At 48.7% G+C, this 17,150-nt stretch carries 21 protein-coding genes; 12 read left to right on the top strand and 9 right to left on the bottom strand.

Going from position 1 to position 17,150, the window contains the following annotated elements; all coding sequences use genetic code 11:
- Window position 1: 1 nt before the first annotated feature.
- The 8 genes from HB679_RS01450 to HB679_RS01415 form a co-directional block, all read right to left on the bottom strand.
- On the bottom strand, window positions 2-1,015 hold the full coding sequence (locus HB679_RS01450; protein ID WP_214070156.1) for an LLM class flavin-dependent oxidoreductase: 1,014 nt from the start codon (window positions 1,013-1,015) through the stop codon (window positions 2-4).
- A 6-nt stretch (window positions 1,016-1,021) separates the two neighbouring features.
- Window positions 1,022-2,128, bottom strand: coding sequence for an NADH:flavin oxidoreductase (locus tag HB679_RS01445; protein WP_214070155.1), 1,107 nt, complete (start codon window positions 2,126-2,128; stop codon window positions 1,022-1,024).
- Between the two features lie 21 nt (window positions 2,129-2,149).
- Window positions 2,150-2,452 (bottom strand): metalloregulator ArsR/SmtB family transcription factor, encoded by a 303-nt coding sequence (locus tag HB679_RS01440; RefSeq protein WP_214070154.1) that lies wholly within the window; start codon window positions 2,450-2,452, stop codon window positions 2,150-2,152.
- Between the two features lie 125 nt (window positions 2,453-2,577).
- Window positions 2,578-3,432, bottom strand: coding sequence for a CHAD domain-containing protein (locus tag HB679_RS01435; RefSeq protein ID WP_214070153.1), 855 nt, complete (start codon window positions 3,430-3,432; stop codon window positions 2,578-2,580).
- A 29-nt stretch (window positions 3,433-3,461) separates the two neighbouring features.
- The gene (locus HB679_RS01430) at window positions 3,462-3,992 is read right to left on the bottom strand and encodes a DsbA family protein (RefSeq protein WP_214070152.1); all 531 of its coding nucleotides are present in this window, start codon (window positions 3,990-3,992) and stop codon (window positions 3,462-3,464) included.
- Window positions 3,993-4,002: 10 nt separating this feature from the next.
- Entirely contained in the window at window positions 4,003-4,455 is a 453-nt protein-coding gene (locus HB679_RS01425) for a pyridoxamine 5'-phosphate oxidase family protein (RefSeq protein WP_214070151.1), read from the bottom strand.
- A gap of 103 nt (window positions 4,456-4,558) precedes the next feature.
- Window positions 4,559-4,897: a hypothetical protein gene (locus tag HB679_RS01420; RefSeq protein ID WP_214070150.1), complete on the bottom strand. Its 339-nt coding sequence runs from the start codon at window positions 4,895-4,897 to the stop codon at window positions 4,559-4,561.
- 109 nt (window positions 4,898-5,006) lie between these two features.
- Window positions 5,007-5,381 (bottom strand): response regulator, encoded by a 375-nt coding sequence (locus HB679_RS01415; RefSeq protein ID WP_091157891.1) that lies wholly within the window; start codon window positions 5,379-5,381, stop codon window positions 5,007-5,009.
- A gap of 181 nt (window positions 5,382-5,562) precedes the next feature.
- On the opposite strand from HB679_RS01415, the gene HB679_RS01410 reads away from it, so the two are divergent.
- The 10 genes from HB679_RS01410 (at window position 5,563) to HB679_RS01365 (ending at window position 14,994) form a co-directional block, all read left to right on the top strand.
- Complete coding sequence (locus HB679_RS01410; protein WP_214070149.1) at window positions 5,563-6,432, top strand: universal stress protein; 870 nt, start codon at window positions 5,563-5,565, stop codon at window positions 6,430-6,432.
- 85 nt (window positions 6,433-6,517) lie between these two features.
- Window positions 6,518-8,041: a L,D-transpeptidase family protein gene (locus HB679_RS01405; RefSeq protein WP_346345126.1), complete on the top strand. Its 1,524-nt coding sequence runs from the start codon at window positions 6,518-6,520 to the stop codon at window positions 8,039-8,041.
- An 11-nt stretch (window positions 8,042-8,052) separates the two neighbouring features.
- On the top strand, window positions 8,053-8,448 hold the full coding sequence (locus tag HB679_RS01400; RefSeq protein ID WP_214070147.1) for a hypothetical protein: 396 nt from the start codon (window positions 8,053-8,055) through the stop codon (window positions 8,446-8,448).
- 13 nt (window positions 8,449-8,461) lie between these two features.
- A complete protein-coding gene (locus tag HB679_RS01395) occupies window positions 8,462-9,121 on the top strand; it encodes a BON domain-containing protein (RefSeq protein WP_214070146.1) in 660 nt (219 codons plus the stop codon).
- Window positions 9,122-9,124: 3 nt separating this feature from the next.
- Window positions 9,125-9,511, top strand: coding sequence for a hypothetical protein (locus tag HB679_RS01390; protein ID WP_255547517.1), 387 nt, complete (start codon window positions 9,125-9,127; stop codon window positions 9,509-9,511).
- A 48-nt stretch (window positions 9,512-9,559) separates the two neighbouring features.
- Window positions 9,560-10,579, top strand: coding sequence for a zinc-dependent alcohol dehydrogenase family protein (locus tag HB679_RS01385; RefSeq protein WP_214070145.1), 1,020 nt, complete (start codon window positions 9,560-9,562; stop codon window positions 10,577-10,579).
- Window positions 10,580-10,589: 10 nt separating this feature from the next.
- Window positions 10,590-12,317 carry an ABC transporter ATP-binding protein gene (locus HB679_RS01380; protein WP_214070144.1) on the top strand — a complete coding sequence of 576 codons (1,728 nt, stop codon included), beginning with the start codon at window positions 10,590-10,592 and terminating at the stop codon, window positions 12,315-12,317.
- On the top strand, window positions 12,314-14,107 hold the full coding sequence (locus HB679_RS01375; protein ID WP_214070143.1) for an ABC transporter ATP-binding protein: 1,794 nt from the start codon (window positions 12,314-12,316) through the stop codon (window positions 14,105-14,107). Before HB679_RS01380 ends, HB679_RS01375 begins: the two co-directional genes overlap by 4 nt.
- 141 nt (window positions 14,108-14,248) lie before the next feature.
- Window positions 14,249-14,476, top strand: coding sequence for an SHOCT domain-containing protein (locus HB679_RS01370; protein ID WP_214070142.1), 228 nt, complete (start codon window positions 14,249-14,251; stop codon window positions 14,474-14,476).
- A gap of 98 nt (window positions 14,477-14,574) precedes the next feature.
- Window positions 14,575-14,994, top strand: a complete 420-nt coding sequence (locus HB679_RS01365) for a hypothetical protein (RefSeq protein WP_214070141.1) — start codon at window positions 14,575-14,577, stop codon at window positions 14,992-14,994.
- A 31-nt stretch (window positions 14,995-15,025) separates the two neighbouring features.
- Here the strand turns inward: HB679_RS01365 and HB679_RS01360 are convergent, their stop codons facing one another.
- Window positions 15,026-15,733: a Crp/Fnr family transcriptional regulator gene (locus HB679_RS01360; RefSeq protein ID WP_214070140.1), complete on the bottom strand. Its 708-nt coding sequence runs from the start codon at window positions 15,731-15,733 to the stop codon at window positions 15,026-15,028.
- Between the two features lie 96 nt (window positions 15,734-15,829).
- On the opposite strand from HB679_RS01360, the gene HB679_RS01355 reads away from it, so the two are divergent.
- Together HB679_RS01355 and HB679_RS01350 are read left to right on the top strand one after the other, a co-directional pair.
- The gene (locus tag HB679_RS01355) at window positions 15,830-16,495 is read left to right on the top strand and encodes a methyltransferase domain-containing protein (protein WP_346345136.1); all 666 of its coding nucleotides are present in this window, start codon (window positions 15,830-15,832) and stop codon (window positions 16,493-16,495) included.
- A 28-nt stretch (window positions 16,496-16,523) separates the two neighbouring features.
- On the top strand, window positions 16,524-17,117 hold the full coding sequence (locus tag HB679_RS01350) for a class I SAM-dependent methyltransferase (RefSeq protein ID WP_214070138.1): 594 nt from the start codon (window positions 16,524-16,526) through the stop codon (window positions 17,115-17,117).
- Window positions 17,118-17,150 lie beyond the last annotated feature (33 nt).

The raw sequence follows: 17,150 nt of genomic DNA, 5'->3' as shown, positions 1-17,150 counted from the left end.
CCTATACTCCTACACCAGCTAAAGCTTCTGCAAACAATCGGTACGACTTTAATTTTGCCTGGTGATCCCAAATATGAGAAGTCACCATCACTTCATCAATTTGTGTTTCGGCTATAAAGCCCTGCATTTCCCGCCGGATGGTTTCCGGACCGCCGATAAATGCGTAGGCCAGCATCTGGTTAACCGCTTCGGCTTCATAAGGGTTCCAAATGGTGTCCATACTGTCCACTGGTGGCTGTAACAAAGCTCTTTTGCCGGTGATGACACCCATGAAAAACTGCTGCAGTGAGGTAAATAAACGCTTCGCTTCCACATCTGTATCGGCCGCAACCACATTGACACAGGCCATTATATAAGGAGCGGATAATTGTGCAGAGGGTTTGAAATTCTTGCGATAGATATTGATAGCCTCGGTAAAGTAAGTTGGCGCGAAATGGCTGGCAAAGGCATACGGTAAGCCTAATGCGGCCGCCAAATGCGCGCTGTCTGTACTGGAACCCAGGATCCAGATCGGGATATCCAACCCTTCACCAGGATTAGCGCGGATTTTACCATTGGCATTACCTGCTGAAAATAATTTTTGTAGTTGCTGGACATCCTGCGGGAAATGATTTGGGGCATTCATATTTTCCCCGCGGATCGCCATGGCGGTCACCTGGTCTGTACCCGGCGCACGGCCCAAACCCAAATCGATGCGGCCGGGATACAAGGTAGCCAAAGTTCCAAACTGTTCCGCCACGATCAGCGGGGCATGGTTGGGCAGCATCATACCACCCGAACCTACCCTGATCGTTTTTGTCCCGCCGGCAATATAGCCGATCAGGATCTGCGGTGCCGAACTGGCCACGCCAATCATATTATGATGCTCTGCAAACCAGTAACGGGTATAGCCCTGTGCTTCGGCCTGTAAAGCCAGCTCCATACTTCTTTTAAAAGTATCCGCCGGGGTAAATCCCTGTACCACAGTGGCCAGGTCCAGTACCGAATATTTAATATCGCTTAATTGCTTGTTCATCGTTAATTATTGCATTACCAGTTCACCTAACGCTTCCTTGGTAAATGTCCTTAGTTCATCGTTACGTCCGTCACGGATCTTTTGCACCCAGGACGGGTCAGCCAATATCGGGCGGCCGACAGCTACTAGGTCAAAGTCTCCCCTGTCCATCCGGCGTACCAGTTCATCCAGTGAACTCGGTTCGGAACTTTCTCCCGCGAAGGAGCCAAAGAAATCGCCTGAAAGACCAACCGAACCAACCGTAATGGTTGCTTTACCACTCAGTTTTTTAGCCCAGCCCGCAAAGTTCAGATCAGAGCCATCAAACTCCGGTTCCCAGAAACGGCGCTGCGAGCAATGGAAAATATCTATCCCGGCTTCTGCCAGCGGATTCAACCAGGCTTCCAGTTCCTGCGGTGTTTTAGCTTGCTTATAATCATAAGCTGCTGGTTTAAACTGCGACAACCGGATGATCAACGCGAAATCTTCTCCTACTTGTTTACGCACCTCTTTAATCACCTCTACCGCGAAACGGGTTCTTTCCGGTAATGTTTTACCACCATATACGTCCGTACGCTCATTCGTACCTTCCCAAAAGAACTGGTCGATCAGGTAACCGTGCGCGCCATGGATCTCCACACAATCAAAACCCAAACGTTTGGCATCTGCCGCGGCCCGGCCAAAAGCGGCAATCGTGTTAGCAATGTCGGCATCGGTCATGGTTTTACCATTGTTAAAACCAGGATGGTTCAAACCCGAAGGCCCTTCGAAAGGTACTGGTGGCAACCAGCCGGAATGATGATTGGCCATTACGCCCATATGCCAGATCTGCGGCCCCATACTGCCGCCGGCTGTATGCACCCCCTTGATCACCTGCTGCCAACCAGCCAAGGCCTGTTCACCATAGAAATGCGGAATATTCCCGTCATTCGAGGACGACGGCCGGTCGATCACCGTGCCTTCAGATAAAATTAAACCCACTTCACCCTCCGCACGCTTGCGGTAATAGGCGGCCACATCTGCTGTCGGCACACCATCGGGTGAGAACGAACGGGTCATCGGCGCCATGACAATGCGATTTTTAATATTTAAGGATTTTAGCGCAAAAGGCCTGAACAAACTGTCGTTATTCATAAAAAACAGATTTTAAAAGGATTAAACTTTAGTAAGGATCAATTGTGACAAAGTTTCAAAGGCGGCCTCATTACGACGGTAATAGGTCCATTGCCCTTTACGTACAGACTGCACCAGTCCGGCGCGCTGCAATAGTGACAGGTATTCTGATATAGTCGATTGGGTCAATCCCGTTTTTAACTGGATCTGCCCAACGCAAACTCCATCTTCAAAACCAACATGCTCCGCCTGCCCCGGAAAATTAATTTCCGGCTCCTTTAACCAGTTCAATATCTGTAACCGGGTCTTATTGGAAAGCGCTTTGAATATCTCTACCTGATCCATGCGACAAATATATATCGGAATTTCCCGATATACCAATTAATACCGGAGAGATGACAAACCCCTGATAAAATCAGTTTTTAACTGCAGGTTGGTATATCCTGCGACGCTTCGCTATCAACGTATGTTTACGTGACCTGCAATTCGACCGGGTGTTTAGTTGTCCGGCCGGAAGCGGTTATTTTATACAGCTCGCCATAGATCCGGTCACGAAGGTTTTCCCGGTCTTTGATCCAAAGGACTTCCAGGCCACGTAACAGGTTTTTCTCGCTGTCCTCAATTTCTATCTTAGAAACTGCGGCGTGCAGGCTGTTGATAACGGTATGGAGTTCTTGAAAGTCTCCTAAAAGCACCGTCAATTCCCTGATATCCTCATAGGTTGCTAACGCCGTATATGCCGAAATTTCCTTGATCTGCATATCCAGGTAAGGGGAAATATGTAACAAGTTCTTTAATAATTTCCTGGCTTCGTGAAAAGACTTATCCGAAGGAAAAACAGGAGTAAATAATTCTGCCAAGGCATCTCCTTCCAAATGTATAAATTGCAGGATAGCCGCCCGGCTGATCTGCTTAGGTAACAACTTTATTATTTTTTCTGCTGCTTTCTTTAAGGGCTTCAGCCCTTTCAGCTGTTGATGGACTTCCGCTGAGTATTGCTGCAATTGGCCCTCCAGGTACGCCAGATAAGTATCCGGTGAGCCCGGTTGCCCGCTCCCTGTTTTTTGAACATAGCTTTGCTGCAACTGCACCGTACGGACAACCCCTAATAATTGGTAGATCTTTACCATTTTTGGGGGGAGTTTAGCAGCGTGCCTATGACCTTTTGCGCTATCCATTAAACGGAGGAAGGCACCCAGCTTCTTAATTTTTATTCTAAATACGCGAATTTCCTCTGGCTGGAGCTGCAGCCGGACATTGATAAGGGCAGCATCTATTTTTTCGATCCTTTTTTCAAGGATCGTTTCTATTTTCAAATGTTTCATGTTTATTTTTTTTGGGTTGATGATGATCTTTAGACCGTCGCCAACAGCCTTTTTAAATAATGGACCAGCGCATCGTCTTCCCAATCCCCTTCATATTTTTCACCATTGATATAAAAATTGGGTGTTCCGGTTACGCCGCTGCGTTCTCCCCCTTCAAAATCCGCTTCTATCTTTGACGCCAGCGCCTCGCTTTGAAGGTCCGTTTCGAACTTATTCCGATCTAAACCGATCTGATCGGCGTAAGCCAGCAAGTCATCGGAATTTAAGTAAAGCTGGTTAGTGTAAAGCAGGTCGTACATCTCCCAGAATTGGCCCTGAAGCGCCGCCGCTTCGGCAGCCGTCGCCGCAGGAAAGGCATCCGGGTGTTCCGTTAAAGGAAAGTTCCTGAAAACAAATTTTAAGTTTTTACCCAGCACTTGCTGCGCCTTTTTGATCACCAGATAGGACTCTCCGCAGGAGGGGCATTGATAATCGCCGTATTCGACCAGTTCAAGCGCCGCTGTATCCGGCCCTTTTATATGATCTTTGTGCGTAACCGCATTAGTCAATTGACTGTTCATAGTTTTTGAATTACCTGTTTTCGAAACGCCCTGTTTTTTTGCTGACGATAATCTTATACATAATCAGTTCAACACTCGTGCCGACATCACTCTCTTCGTCCACAAAGCCGTGTTCCCTGGTAACGGAATCGTCTAAAATAAAGGGGCTGATCCTATCCACCAGCTTTTGTAAGATGTGTTGTTTTTCTTCCAGACCAGTAATTTCTTCAAACCGGCCCCAGGCGATCACGCTTTGCCAGTTGGTCATCGTCTTGATATCATCTACCTCAAAACAGACCTGCGGATTTTCCCGCATCATCTGAATTTTCATCCCTTCGGCAGAATGACAATAAATGATCCCGTTGTCATAAATATAATTTACAGGTACGATATACATCGTCTCCGCTGAGTGACAGCCAATGCGGCCGTACAATTGCTCCTTTAATAGCGCTTCTATCTGGGTATCGTTGAGTTCTCTTAACATAACGTTTTTCATTATGGCTGTAAATTTCCGCTTAACTGGCTCCACAGGCCATGAGTCCGGTCATCTTAAAATATGAGAGGCGTCACTTTCCGGATTGGCGGCATTACTCGCTATCCGCAGCGGCATACTTTCCCCTGGTGGAAAAAGGTGTCCCCTTGCTGTGGAACAGGCTGGCATTGGCAAACAGAGGTGCAGGGAACAACGTATTTTCCGGCACCCTATCAAATTCACTGCTATGGCTAAATGATCTTTCCTCATATTCCCATTCCAGCAGGAGTTTCCATTTTCCTTCAGGAAGATCATCGATGGGCAGGCTCAGTTCGGTGTTTTCCCCGGTGTCGAATTTCAACCTTCGGCGGTCCTGGACTCCTTGCAGGGAGATACGGGTCAGACAGGCCGTGCCTTTAACGGGATGCGAAAAACTAAACTGCAGACATTTCATAGTGGTATAGTTTAAGGATGGGCATAAATTATAACACAAATCTATACGATAAGGCATTAATGAAAAATGACCAAGGTCACCATTTCAACTGATTATTAACGTATTATCGTCACAATGAAGGATTGAGCATTTTCGCCAGGCAGTCCAGCAATTCCTTTTCATCAAAAGGCTTAACCAGGTAAGCGCACCGCCCGATCGACAGGGCTTTTGCCTTGTCGCCACTCTCGGATTTAGCGGTAATAAATAAAAAAGGGATATGGCGGGTTGTTTCCCGGTCCAGCAGGGCCTGAAAAACGGTGTAACCATCAGCGCCGGGCATCAGGACATCGCTGATGACCAGGTCAGGAAAGTGAAGGCCTGCTAAACGGATACCTTCCAGCCCGTTATCGGCAGTAATGACCCGGTAACCCTCTAGTTCCAGTAATTCGGCCGTGTTTTCACGGATATCCTGGTTGTCTTCAATCAGTAAAATGTTTGCGTTCATTTCGGACCGGCTTAAACAAGTAACAGCAATAACTGCGCTAATTTACCGGTAAGCAATGGATTTTACACCTTAACCACTGATTTTGTGATAAGGATCATTTTTCCAGATGACGGCTATCCTGTTTAGTCCGCCGTTTTATGGGCAGTTTTGATCGATCTGTTCACCAGGATCATCAAGCATTATGAAAAAGATAGCCATACTTACCGATTTTTCTGACAGGTCAACCAATGCCGCACTTTATGCGCTGCAGCTGGCCCGGCACTTAGGAGCCAATATACTATTGTACCATACTTTCCTCGTGCCATCCGCCGAACCGCTGAGCGCCCAGATCGCCTGGCCCCTGGAAGATGATGACGCGCTCCAAAAGAGCAACGAAAAAGACCTTCGTTTGCAGGCAGAGCAGTTAAAAAAAGTATTATCGGGCTGGCCTGCCGATGCTTTCAAGCCGGCGATCACCTGCAATTGCAGTGCAGGCACCGCAACCCTGGATCTGGACGAATTACTAGCGGATAAAGCGCTGATCTTAATCGTAATAGCCACTCACCATACCGGCTTTACCGCGCTGGTCATGGGCAATCACCTGCGGGGGGTACTCGATAATTCCTCCCTGCCGGTAATGATCATTCCTGAACATGCGGCTTTTACATCCCTGCAGAAAATCGCTTTTCCAACGGACCTGAGCGCTGCCGACCTGGAAGTGCTGAATTCGCTCGCGGGACTGGCCAGGCCATTCCATGCCGAGATCATGCTGGCGCATATCAGCCCGGAAGGAGATCCTGCGGAAACGCCGGTCAAAAACTTCTTACAGGATGTTGGCAACCAAATCGATTACCCCAATATTTATTACCGGAATATTCATCAAAACCAGGTAAAGACGGGACTACAGGAGCTGGAGACGGCGGTAGGTGCCGACCTGCTGGTCATGGTCCACCGTAACAAAGGCTTCATTGAGCGATTATTCGGCGGGAGCTATACCCAAAAGCTCGCGGCCAATCCGCTGGTGCCCTTACTGATCTATCCCTACCCGGTACCCGCTTATCCGGTTTTTTAAACGAATGGTAAACATGTCCTATTCCCTGAAATATTTCTTCGTAATCTTTTTGACCGGTTATATTCTACATGGCTTTGGCCAAGGGGTGAAAAAAAACGAACCGGCGTTATTGAATACGCAGTCACCCGTTGTTTTGGACAGCCTGGAGATCATCGCTTTTTATCAGGGCCACCCTGAATTGATTACCGGTAAGGCGCAGCTCCTGGATTTTTATGACCATAGAGCATACGCCTGTGCCTGGTTTGCCGGCGGTCGTTTAACCGAGCAGGCAGGCAATTTGGTTAACCGCATGATCAACTTGCCGGACGAGGGAATTTATACTGCTATTCCTTACCAAAAGGAACTGGAACTGCTTTTAGACGGGTTGAACGGGCAGCAAAACAACCAGCAGACCAACGTCACCCTGGAACTGCTGCTGACCGCGCAATATTTCGTCTTTTCAAAACTGGCCTGGAACGGGATGAACAACGCTGCCAGTAAATCGTCCGGCTGGTATCTCCCCCGTAAAAAAATGGCTTATGACCAGTACCTGGACAGCCTTTTAGCCGCGCCGGACAAACCATTCACATCAGCCGAGCCGGTCTACCGGCAGTATGAATTACTCAAAAGCTTTTTACGAAAATACCGCGCCCTGGATACCGGGAGTACCTGGCCTCCTATTGTGCTGCCATTGCCCCGTTTAAAACCCGGCGATTCTGCTCCCGTGGTCACGCTGATCAAAGCGCGCTTATATAAATTGGAAGATTATCACGGGGATACCCTAAATAACCATTATGACAAGATACTGCAGAACGCGGTTAAACAATTTCAGTTCCGTCACGGCCTGCCGGTTAACGGCTTGCCGGATAAAGCAACCCTGGCCGAACTGAATATCCCCTTAAAAAGCCGGATCAGCCAGATCCTGGTGAATATGGAAAGAAGCCGGTGGTTACCCGTTACGTTAAGCTCCGTTTACCTGGCCGTTAATATACCTGAATTCAAATTACATGTTTATCATGCGGATAGTTTATTGTGGAGCTGCAGCGCGGTGGTCGGGCAAACTATGCATCAAACTACCGTATTTTACGGGGAGATCAAATACGTCGTTTTTAGCCCGTACTGGAACATTCCGCCAAGTATTGTCCGCAATGAAATTTTGCCCGGCATCAAAAATGATCCTAACTATATCGCCAAACATGATATGGAGATCACCGGCTACCTGGATGGTTTGCCGGTCGTCCGGCAGAAGCCGGGACCGATGAATTCATTGGGCCTGGTTAAATTCATGTTTCCCAATAGCTATAATATTTACCTGCATGATACCCCGTCAAAGTCACTGTTCGGCGAGACTTCCCGGGCCTTTAGTCATGGTTGCATCCGCATCGCTGAACCCGTCAGGCTGGCGAACTTCTTGCTGAAAGAAGACAAGGAATGGAACCCGGAAAAAATAGCTGCCGCCATGCATGCCGGTAAAGAGCGTTATGCCACCCTGGCCCAAAAGGTGCCGGTGTTCATCGCTTACTTTACGGCTTTTACAGACCGCGATAACCGGCTGAATTTTAGAAAAGATATTTATAACCTGGACGGAGAACTGGCAGCGCTTATCCTGTCAGGCAACGGCGTCTACTAAACAATCAAACTATGAAAAACACAAAAGATCTGGGCATTTGGATGGATCATCAAACTGCCCACTTAATGGAGTTTACCACAGACCCCATTCAAACCACCACCATTGATTCCGAATTCACGCACGAAGAAAAGGAGCAAACGCTGTCCCGGAGTGAAAACCTGATGCATAACAAAGAGCAGCATGAGCAGGCAGCTTATTATAAAGAATTGGGTGAACTGATCAGGGGCTACGATGAGGTCATTCTGTTTGGCCCTACTGACGCCAAGGTTGAGCTATTTAACTTTTTGCGAAAGGACCATCGCTTCAGCGCTATCCAAATCGAAATTGAACAGGCGGATAAGATGACCGTTAACCAGCAACACGCGTTTGTCAAGGCGCACTTTTCTAAAAAACTTTCCCTACGATAAAACTAAAATGCATATGAAAACCAACCAGGATATCGCAAACGACATTCAGGAGGCCATCCATTGGGAGCCCCTGTTGAAAGACACTAAAATTGCCGTAAATGTTACCGACGGGGTGGCCACCCTGACCGGCGTAGTGGACGGCTACCTTAAAAAATCAAAGGCTGAAGAAGTGGCTAAAGGCGTCACCGGCGTAAAGGCAGTCGTAGAAAAGATAGCCGTCCAGTTTATCAATGAGACGGACCGGAGCGATCAGGAAATTGCCATGGAGGCCATCCAAGCCTTGAAAAAAGATGGCCAGGTTCCTCATGACCGGATAAAAGTGACCGTGGAAAACGGTTGGGTTACCTTAACCGGCAATGTTCCCTGGAACTATCAGAAAGAGGCGGCAAGAAATGCGGTCAGGCACCTGGATGGTGTCAAAGTGTTCACCAATGATATCCGGATACAACCTGAAAGCCCGGATGAGCTGGAACAGGAAGATGTCCAGCGTGCGTTCAGGCGAAGCGCGTCCCTTTATGACCAGGATATACAGGTCTATGTAACAGAGCATGCCGTAACGCTCAGCGGCGTGGTCAATTCCTGGTACCAGAAAGAGGAAGCGGAACGGATGGCCTGGAACGCGCCGGGTGTTGTAGCCGTCGCGAATGAGCTGGTCATCGATTTAAAAGATTAAACCATGATGACCTTAACCCTACAGATCAGCTGGCTTTTTTTGCTGGCTATCCCGATCGCCTGCATCGCCTGGACGGTGACGCATGAAGAAGTGTTCCGGGAACCCCGGGAATACTGTACCCGGCGCAGCCAGGAAGGTAAATCATTAGTGGAGCGAAAGTTCTTCTACTTGTTTACCTGTGAGTACTGCTTTAGTCATTATGTGACCATCCTGTTTCTTTGCCTGACGGGCTACAAGCTGCTCATGGATAACTGGGCAGGCTACCTGATCGCGGGCTTTGCGCTGGTGTACGTCGCCAACGCCTACATGAGCTTATTCGGATTGATCCGCCAGGATATTGTTAAAGAAAAAGAAGAAATAAAAGTTCTTAAAAACAAATCGGGAGCATAACAAAGGCCGGTCGTCACAAAACCGGCTTCCACATGTAGTAACGTTACCATGAGTACTAAGCAAACGATTACCGATCGCACCATGAGCGCCATGGTGATGGAAGTCCCCGGGCAACCCTTACGATTAAAAACGATCCCCATACCGGTGCCCGCCGCCAGGCAGGTATTGGTGAAGATCATCGCCTGCGGCGTTTGCCGGACCGATCTGCATATCATGGACAGTGAACTGGCGCAACCAAAACTGCCGCTGATCCCCGGTCATGAAATTATAGGTAAGATCGTACAGCTGGGAACAACAGCTTCAAAATTTAAAATCGGTGACCTGGTAGGCATCCCCTGGCTGGCTTATACCTGCGGACAATGTAAATATTGCCGGAGGGAACAAGAGAACCTATGTGAAAATGCGCTCTTTACCGGTTATACTCTTGACGGCGGTTACGCCGAATATACAGTCGCTTTTGAAGACTTTTGCTTTTCCATGCCGGCCAGGTATGGGAACCCGTCGGGGGCGCCGCTGCTTTGCGCGGGCCTGATCGGCTACCGCTCCTATAAAATGGCGGGGCCGCACGCTGACCGGCTGGGTATTTACGGATTTGGCGCAGCCGCGCATATCCTGATCCAGGTCGCCTTGCACCAGGGTAAAAAAATATACGCCTTTACCAAAAACGGGGACCGGGACGCACAGCTTTTCGCAACGGCGCTGGGCGCGGAATGGTCGGGCGATTCGACCGCATCCCCGCCGGAACTGTTGGATGCGGCGATCATTTTCGCGCCTGTCGGATCGTTGGTTACCCAAGCATTGAAGTATACAGACAAAGGAGGCAGCGTTGTTTGCGGCGGAATCCATATGAGTGATATCCCATCGTTTTCCTACGAACTTTTATGGGGAGAAAGAATGATCCGTTCGGTGGCCAATCTCACCCGGAAAGACGGTTTAGAATTTATAGCTTTGGCATCACAGGTGCCGGTGAAGACGGAAACCAAATTATTCCCGCTGCATGAGGCCAATGAAGCATTGGCAGCTGTACGGGGAGGTTCAGTACAAGGCGCGGTCGTACTGGTAATGTGAAGGCTCATTCATGAAAAAATACTTTCCCTTTTTTCTGCTTTATAAAAAAGCCCTGATCCTGGCGCCCTTGCTGGTCATCATCGACGTCGCCTGTGAAATTGTACAGCCCGACCTGATGTCAAAGATCGTAGATGTCGGCGTGGGGCACAAAAACCTGCACTATATCCTGCAAACCGGTGGCCTGATGCTGGTTTTGTCCATCATCGCTATTGCCGCCAATGTCGGCAATATCTATTATTCTTCCCATGCTTCGGTGGGTTTCGCTGCCGAAGTAAGGAAAGGGCTGTTTAAAAAAATACAGGAATTCTCTTTTTCCAACCTGGACAAGTTCAGTTCGGCATCGCTTACCACAAGGCTGACCAACGACGTGAATATCGTTCAGGAAGTGATCATGATGTCTTTACGCTTACTGATCCGGGCACCATTAATGCTGCTCTTTGCGGTCGTAATTGCTGTCAGCATCAACGCGCAGCTGGCCCTGGTCATTGCCGTGGCCATCCCGGTGTTAGGAATCAGCATGTATATCATCCTGCATCAAGGCTTTCCTTATTTTGAGCAGATGCAGCGCAGGCTGGATAAGGTAAACGCCGTGGTACAGGAAAACCTGGTCAATGTACGGGTGGTCAAATCATTTGTCCGGGAAGATTTTGAAAAGAAAAAATTCGGCCGTACCAATGATGAATTGCGGGAAATGGCGGTCAAAGCCTCGGGTATGGTGGTGATGATCCTGCCGGTCATGCAACTGGTGATGAATATTTCCATCGTCGCTATCGTTTGGTTCGGCGGCAACGCGATCATTTCGGGTTCCTTCCAGGTCGGGCAGCTCATGTCGTTTATCACCTATATCACCCAGATCCTGATGTCGCTGATGATGCTTTCCATGACCATCATGACTTTTTCCAGAGCGCGGGCATCTTCTGACCGTATCCTGGAAATATTGAACACCACGGTCGATATTGTCGATTCGCCTGAGGCAAAGGAGAAAGACCTGCTGGTTCAAAAAGGCAAAGTCGAATTTAAGAACGTTTCCTTTAAATACCATCCCGATGCGGAGGCCTATGTACTCAAAGATATCAATCTCGTGGTTAACGCGGGTGAAACCGTCGCCATTATCGGCGCGACCGGCGCGGCCAAAAGCACCCTGGTGCAACTGATCCCGAGGCTGTATGATGTGAGCAAGGGACAGGTATTGATCGATGATGTTGATGTCCGCGATTATACTCTGCCTAACCTGCGGAATAACCTGAAGCTGGTGCTACAACAAAACGAATTATTTTCAGGAACGATCAAACAGAACCTGAAATGGGGCAACCCGCAGGCTACCGATGAGGAAATTATCTCAGCCGCCAAGGATGCACAGGCCCATGATTTTATCATAACCTTTCCCAAAGGCTACGAAACGGTGCTGGGGCAAAGCGGCATCAATGTGTCCGGCGGGCAAAAACAACGGATCTGTATCGCCAGAGCCATCCTGAGAAAGCCAGCTATCCTTATCCTGGATGACAGCACCAGCGCGGTGGACACGGCCACCGAGGCCCGGATCAGGTCATCGTTCAGCACGCACCTGAAGGGGACCACCACTTTTATTATTACCCAAAGGCTTAGCTCTATCAAATCGGCGGACCGGATCATCCTGCTGGACGACGGCGCGATCATCGGCAGTGGTTCACATGATGAGCTATTAAAATCGAGTCCGGTTTACCAGGAAATCTATCACTCTCAGCAACTGGTATCATGAAAGCAGCGATCCAACCAGCCGGTTTGCCAGGCAGGCGCGGGCATATTTTCGTCGAGAAGCCAAAAAATGCATGGCAGGTCATGCTGCGTTTATGGCGCTACCTGAGCCGGCAAAGAGGAGCCTTATTTTTAATTCTTTTCCTGCTCCTCCTCAATATCACCACTACGCTGCTCGGTTCTTATTTATTGCGTCCGATCATCAATAATTTTATCATCCCGCGCGATATCCCCGGGCTGATCCGGATGGTGGTGCTGTTATTAACCATTTACGGTATTGGCGCTGTCGCGGGTATCTGGCTGAACCGGCTGATGATCGTGGTGGCGCAAAAAACCATCAGCGTGATCCGCGCGGACTTGTTCAGCAAACTGCAATCTTTGCCGCTGAAATTCTTTGATACGCACAATCACGGCGATCTGATGAGCCGGTTTACCAATGATGTGGATAATGTGAGCGATTCGCTGAATACCAGCATCCTGCAGCTATTGACCAGTACGATCACGCTGCTGGGCATTTTCGCGCTGATGTTGTATATCAGTCCGTTGCTCACCTTGGTCACTCTGGTCATCGTACCGCTCATGTTATTGGTTGCCGCGAAGATCATCGGTAAAAGCAAAGGTTTTTTTACGACGCAGCAGGCCGCTTTAGGCGCTGCTGATGGCTACATTGAAGAAATGATCACCGGGCAAAAAGTGGTCAAGGTGTTTTGCTACGAGGCCATGGCTGAAACCGAATTTGAAAAGCTGAATTATGATCTGCGCGATAAAGCTACGCAGGCACAATTATACTCCGGGGTGATGCAGCCGGTGATCCAGAACCTGAACACGATCAATTTTGCGCTGACGGCAACGGTAGGCGGTTTGCTCGCTATTTTAAGAGGCTTTGACCTGGGTGGCTTAGCCGCCTTCCTGCAATACTCCCGGCAATTTGGCCGTCCTGTCAATGAGATCTCCGGTCAGTATAACAGCCTGCAGGCCGCGTTGGCCGGCGCGGAACGCATTTTCCAGATCATGGACGAAGTGCCGGAAACCAGCGATGCGCCTGAGGCCGTAACCTTGGCGAATGTAAAAGGCGAGGTGGAATTTAAGGCGGTGACATTTGGTTATGATGCTGGCAAAACGGTGCTCAGGCATATCAGCATCACCGCGAAACCCGGTCAAAAGATCGCCCTGGTCGGCTCCACCGGCGCGGGTAAAACCACGATCATGAACCTGCTGCCCAGGTTCTATGACATCCAGGCCGGGCAAATCACGATTGACGGTATTGCGATCAAACATATCCAAAGAGCCGATTTACGCAGATGCATGGCTATTGTCTTGCAGGACACGCACCTGTTTACGGGTACGGTACTGGAAAATATCCGTTACGGCAGATTGGAAGCCACAGACCAGGACGTTATTGCCGCAGCTGTCCTTGCCGGCGCCGATTCCTTCATTCGAAGATTGCCTAAGGGTTATGATACGGTACTACAAAACGATGGCGGCAACCTGAGCCAGGGGCAACGCCAATTACTGAATATCGCACGGGCCACCGTAGCCAAACCGGCCATTCTGATCCTGGATGAGGCGACTAGCTCCATCGACACCCGTACCGAACTGATCATCCAGCAGGGTATGGACCAGTTGATGAAAGGCCGGACCAGCTTTGTGATCGCCCACCGCCTGTCCACTGTCCGTAACGCGGATGAAATCCTGGTGCTCGAAAACGGAGAGATCATCGAACGGGGCAGCCACGAAACCCTGTTAAAATTGCAGGGAAAATATTTTGAACTCTACAACGGGCAATTTGATTAACGCGACGATCAGCAATTTAAAACTGACCACGATCATGGCGGATCATGACCGGCGTCATTACCTGATGACCGATTTGTTTGCAAGTTTGTAGTACGCACAATGGCTTGAATTAAGTCATTAAAAAATAAACAACATACGGTCATGATGTATACAATGAATTATTGGGGTATGGACCTCATCTGGTGGTTTTTATGGATTTTAATGCTGGTTTGGATATTCGCCATCCCTTACGATATCCCCGGTCAGCGAAATAAAAAGGACGGCCCTTTAGCTATTTTGCTTAAGCGCTATGCTGCCGGCGAAATCGGCGCTGAAGAATACAATGAAAGGAAAAAGATCATTGAAATGGAATTGATCAGGAGGAGTTGAACCTTAAACCCAACTTTATTTAACCAATAGCCCGTTACTCATCCAATGGAGGATCACAAGACGCAGGTAACATCTACTTATCTACAAAACTCACCAAAATGGAAAATTTAACCGAAATGTCCGACCGTGCGGAACAATACCACACACTGGCCAAACGCTGGACCAGCGATTTGGAATTCTTTCAAATAGAAACTGATTTTTTACTCCAGCTACAGCGCGATTATTTGATTCGCCTGACCGGAAAGGTAGCCGGCGAAACGCTGAAGGCTATTGACGATCAAATTTTAGGGCTGCAACTGGATATGCACGAAGCGGCTGTGCGGTGCAGGGAACAACTGGATCGTTTAACCGCGATAGCTGAAAACGTTACGCCGGAGGATATTTCATACCTGCTGACCGAAAATAACGGCTTGGCCGACCTGATGGTCAATCTTAACCAGGAATACCAGGAGGTTAAAAAAGCGTTATTTACCCAGGTTAAGCGCGTTATGCATGAATACAAGCTTTTAACGGATTAGCGGTTTCCTGTCTGCCGGCAAACCCGGCGCGTTACCGGTAATTGGCCCTTTTAACCAGTAGTTTGATATCCCTGATCAATATTTTACGGCCGTCGGTTTCCAGTATACCCTCGGTTTTAAATTCCTTGAGCAAGCGGATAACGTTTTCCTGTGCAATCCCGGCAATATTGGCGAGGTCTGAACGGGATATGTTCAATACGATATCCTGGTCGGGAGTTTGCCCGTCCTTGGCTTTCTCCCGCAGCACAATGAGCGCGATCGCCAGGCGCTCCGGGCCGGTGCGCTGCGCAAAAACGGAGATGCTATTGGCCAGCACCGTAAATTCATGACTCAGCGCCTTTAAGAGTCTTTGCATAAAAAGCGGGGAGCGCTGTAAGGCCGCGGTGAAATCTTCTTTGGGAATAAAGGATACCAGGCTTTCTTCCATGGCAGCCGCGGAATCCGGGTAACGTTCTTCGGAAAGCACCGCATGATAGCCAATGAGCTCCCCCTGATTGGCAACGTAAATAATCTGCTCCTTACCGATCTGATCCACCTTGTATTTTTTAACCTGGCCGCTTCTGACTAAAAAAATCCCGGATGGAAATGCACCCTCGCGGAAGATCACCTCTCCTTTTTGGTAGCGGTAATCGCTTTGGTTGCTGATTAACAAGTTATAATCCTCCGCTGAAAGAACGTTTAAGATCGATTGGGTAGTAAAATTCCAACGGTCGATAGGAAATATTCCTGATAAGCTCATGGCGCAAAGTTACGATAATATTAAAAACTGATAAATATCAGCTTCTTCACTGATTTATTCCGGTGCGGGGTACGCAGACACCGGGTATCTTTGAAGGTGATCAACGCTTACCCATACTCTCTTTTCCCGCCTGAACCGGAAGCCCGTCAACGCAACATCATCGCACCCTTAAAAAAAATCAACCCCGCGGCTTGTTTCTTCCGCAACGATGCAGCGTTCGACTGGTTGTATCCCGAACATTTCCAATTAATGTCCCTGAGACAGTGGACCCCGCTGGCTGTTGCGAAGAAGGCAGCAGAATATTTAAATGTCAAGGGGGCCAGGATCCTGGACATCGGCAGCGGCATCGGAAAATTTTGCATGGTGGGCGCCCACCACTATCCCGATTCCGAGTACTTTGGGGTGGAACAAAGGCATGAACTGGTGCATTACGCCAGGATCGCCAAAAAATATCTCGGGCTGGACAACGCCAGCTTTATCCATGCGAATATCACGCAGGTCAACTTCCATGAATTTGATCATTTCTATTTCTATAACTCCTTTTATGAGAACATCGACCGGGAGAATGCTATCGACGATACGATTGAAACGTCCTACAGCCTCTATGATTATTATACCCGGTATTTGCAGTCCGTACTCAAAGATAAGCCCCCTGGTACCCGGGTAGTCACCTATCAGAGCCTCGGTGAGATCTTACCGAATGATTTTAAACAAGCCGATCAGTCATTCGGCACCCTGCTCCGCTTATGGATCAGGGAATAAATAAATTTTAAGCTGAGAATTATAGCCAATGTATAGCGATACCATCAATATTTCCTATTTCCGAAAAGACGCCGCCTTTGATACCTTATACCCGCAGCATATCCGGGAACTGTCCCAGATGCACTGGACCGCCCTTGACATCGCATTGGAGGCCAGCAATTACCTGGCCAGCCCCGGGGCACGCGTTTTAGACATTGGCAGCGGGGTCGGTAAATTTTGCATCGCAGCGGGCGTGTATCATCCCAATACCGATTTTTTTGGAATTGAACAGCGCAAGGAACTATTCCATCATGCCCAAGTTGCACAAGAACAGGTTGGCGCGGACAATGTTCACTTTAGCCATGGGAACCTGACCGAACTGGACTATGACCATTACGACCATTTTTATTTCTATAATTCTTTCTATGAAAATATAGAGCCCGGCAGCCGCATCGACTACTCAGTAAGGACCTCTTTTGAGCTTTACAACCATTATACCGAGTTCATTCATGATATGCTCAGCAGCCGGCAGGCAGGCACCAGGCTGGTCACTTATCATGCGCCGGATAAACAAATACCGGCATCGTATCAATTAGTGGATAATTCCTATAGCAGGGTATTGAAAATGTGGGTTAAGGGGTAGTGAAAGTGTTGATGCCCTGCTATAAGAATATAG

This window comes from Mucilaginibacter sp. dw_454 (assembly GCF_018449775.1).
Classification (GTDB): Bacteria; Bacteroidota; Bacteroidia; order Sphingobacteriales; family Sphingobacteriaceae; genus Mucilaginibacter.
Note: the sequence above shows the minus strand (reverse complement) of the source record. Positions and strands in the feature narration are given on the sequence as shown.

Bases quoted from the DNA above. Each gene is read 5' to 3' on its own strand.
- HB679_RS01450 (WP_214070156.1), bottom strand. From the start codon at position 1,015: ATGAACAAGCAATTAAGCGATATTAAATATTCGGTACTGGACCTGGCC.
- HB679_RS01445 (WP_214070155.1), bottom strand. From the start codon at position 2,128: ATGAATAACGACAGTTTGTTCAGGCCTTTTGCGCTAAAATCCTTAAAT.
- HB679_RS01440 (WP_214070154.1), bottom strand. From the start codon at position 2,452: ATGGATCAGGTAGAGATATTCAAAGCGCTTTCCAATAAGACCCGGTTA.
- HB679_RS01435 (WP_214070153.1), bottom strand. From the start codon at position 3,432: ATGAAACATTTGAAAATAGAAACGATCCTTGAAAAAAGGATCGAAAAA.
- HB679_RS01430 (WP_214070152.1), bottom strand. From the start codon at position 3,992: ATGAACAGTCAATTGACTAATGCGGTTACGCACAAAGATCATATAAAA.
- HB679_RS01425 (WP_214070151.1), bottom strand. From the start codon at position 4,455: ATGTTAAGAGAACTCAACGATACCCAGATAGAAGCGCTATTAAAGGAG.
- HB679_RS01420 (WP_214070150.1), bottom strand. From the start codon at position 4,897: ATGAAATGTCTGCAGTTTAGTTTTTCGCATCCCGTTAAAGGCACGGCC.
- HB679_RS01415 (WP_091157891.1), bottom strand. From the start codon at position 5,381: ATGAACGCAAACATTTTACTGATTGAAGACAACCAGGATATCCGTGAA.
- HB679_RS01410 (WP_214070149.1), top strand. From the start codon at position 5,563: ATGAAAAAGATAGCCATACTTACCGATTTTTCTGACAGGTCAACCAAT.
- HB679_RS01400 (WP_214070147.1), top strand. From the start codon at position 8,053: ATGAAAAACACAAAAGATCTGGGCATTTGGATGGATCATCAAACTGCC.
- HB679_RS01395 (WP_214070146.1), top strand. From the start codon at position 8,462: ATGAAAACCAACCAGGATATCGCAAACGACATTCAGGAGGCCATCCAT.
- HB679_RS01390 (WP_255547517.1), top strand. From the start codon at position 9,125: ATGATGACCTTAACCCTACAGATCAGCTGGCTTTTTTTGCTGGCTATC.
- HB679_RS01385 (WP_214070145.1), top strand. From the start codon at position 9,560: ATGAGTACTAAGCAAACGATTACCGATCGCACCATGAGCGCCATGGTG.
- HB679_RS01380 (WP_214070144.1), top strand. From the start codon at position 10,590: ATGAAAAAATACTTTCCCTTTTTTCTGCTTTATAAAAAAGCCCTGATC.
- HB679_RS01375 (WP_214070143.1), top strand. From the start codon at position 12,314: ATGAAAGCAGCGATCCAACCAGCCGGTTTGCCAGGCAGGCGCGGGCAT.
- HB679_RS01370 (WP_214070142.1), top strand. From the start codon at position 14,249: ATGATGTATACAATGAATTATTGGGGTATGGACCTCATCTGGTGGTTT.
- HB679_RS01365 (WP_214070141.1), top strand. From the start codon at position 14,575: ATGGAAAATTTAACCGAAATGTCCGACCGTGCGGAACAATACCACACA.
- HB679_RS01360 (WP_214070140.1), bottom strand. From the start codon at position 15,733: ATGAGCTTATCAGGAATATTTCCTATCGACCGTTGGAATTTTACTACC.
- HB679_RS01350 (WP_214070138.1), top strand. From the start codon at position 16,524: ATGTATAGCGATACCATCAATATTTCCTATTTCCGAAAAGACGCCGCC.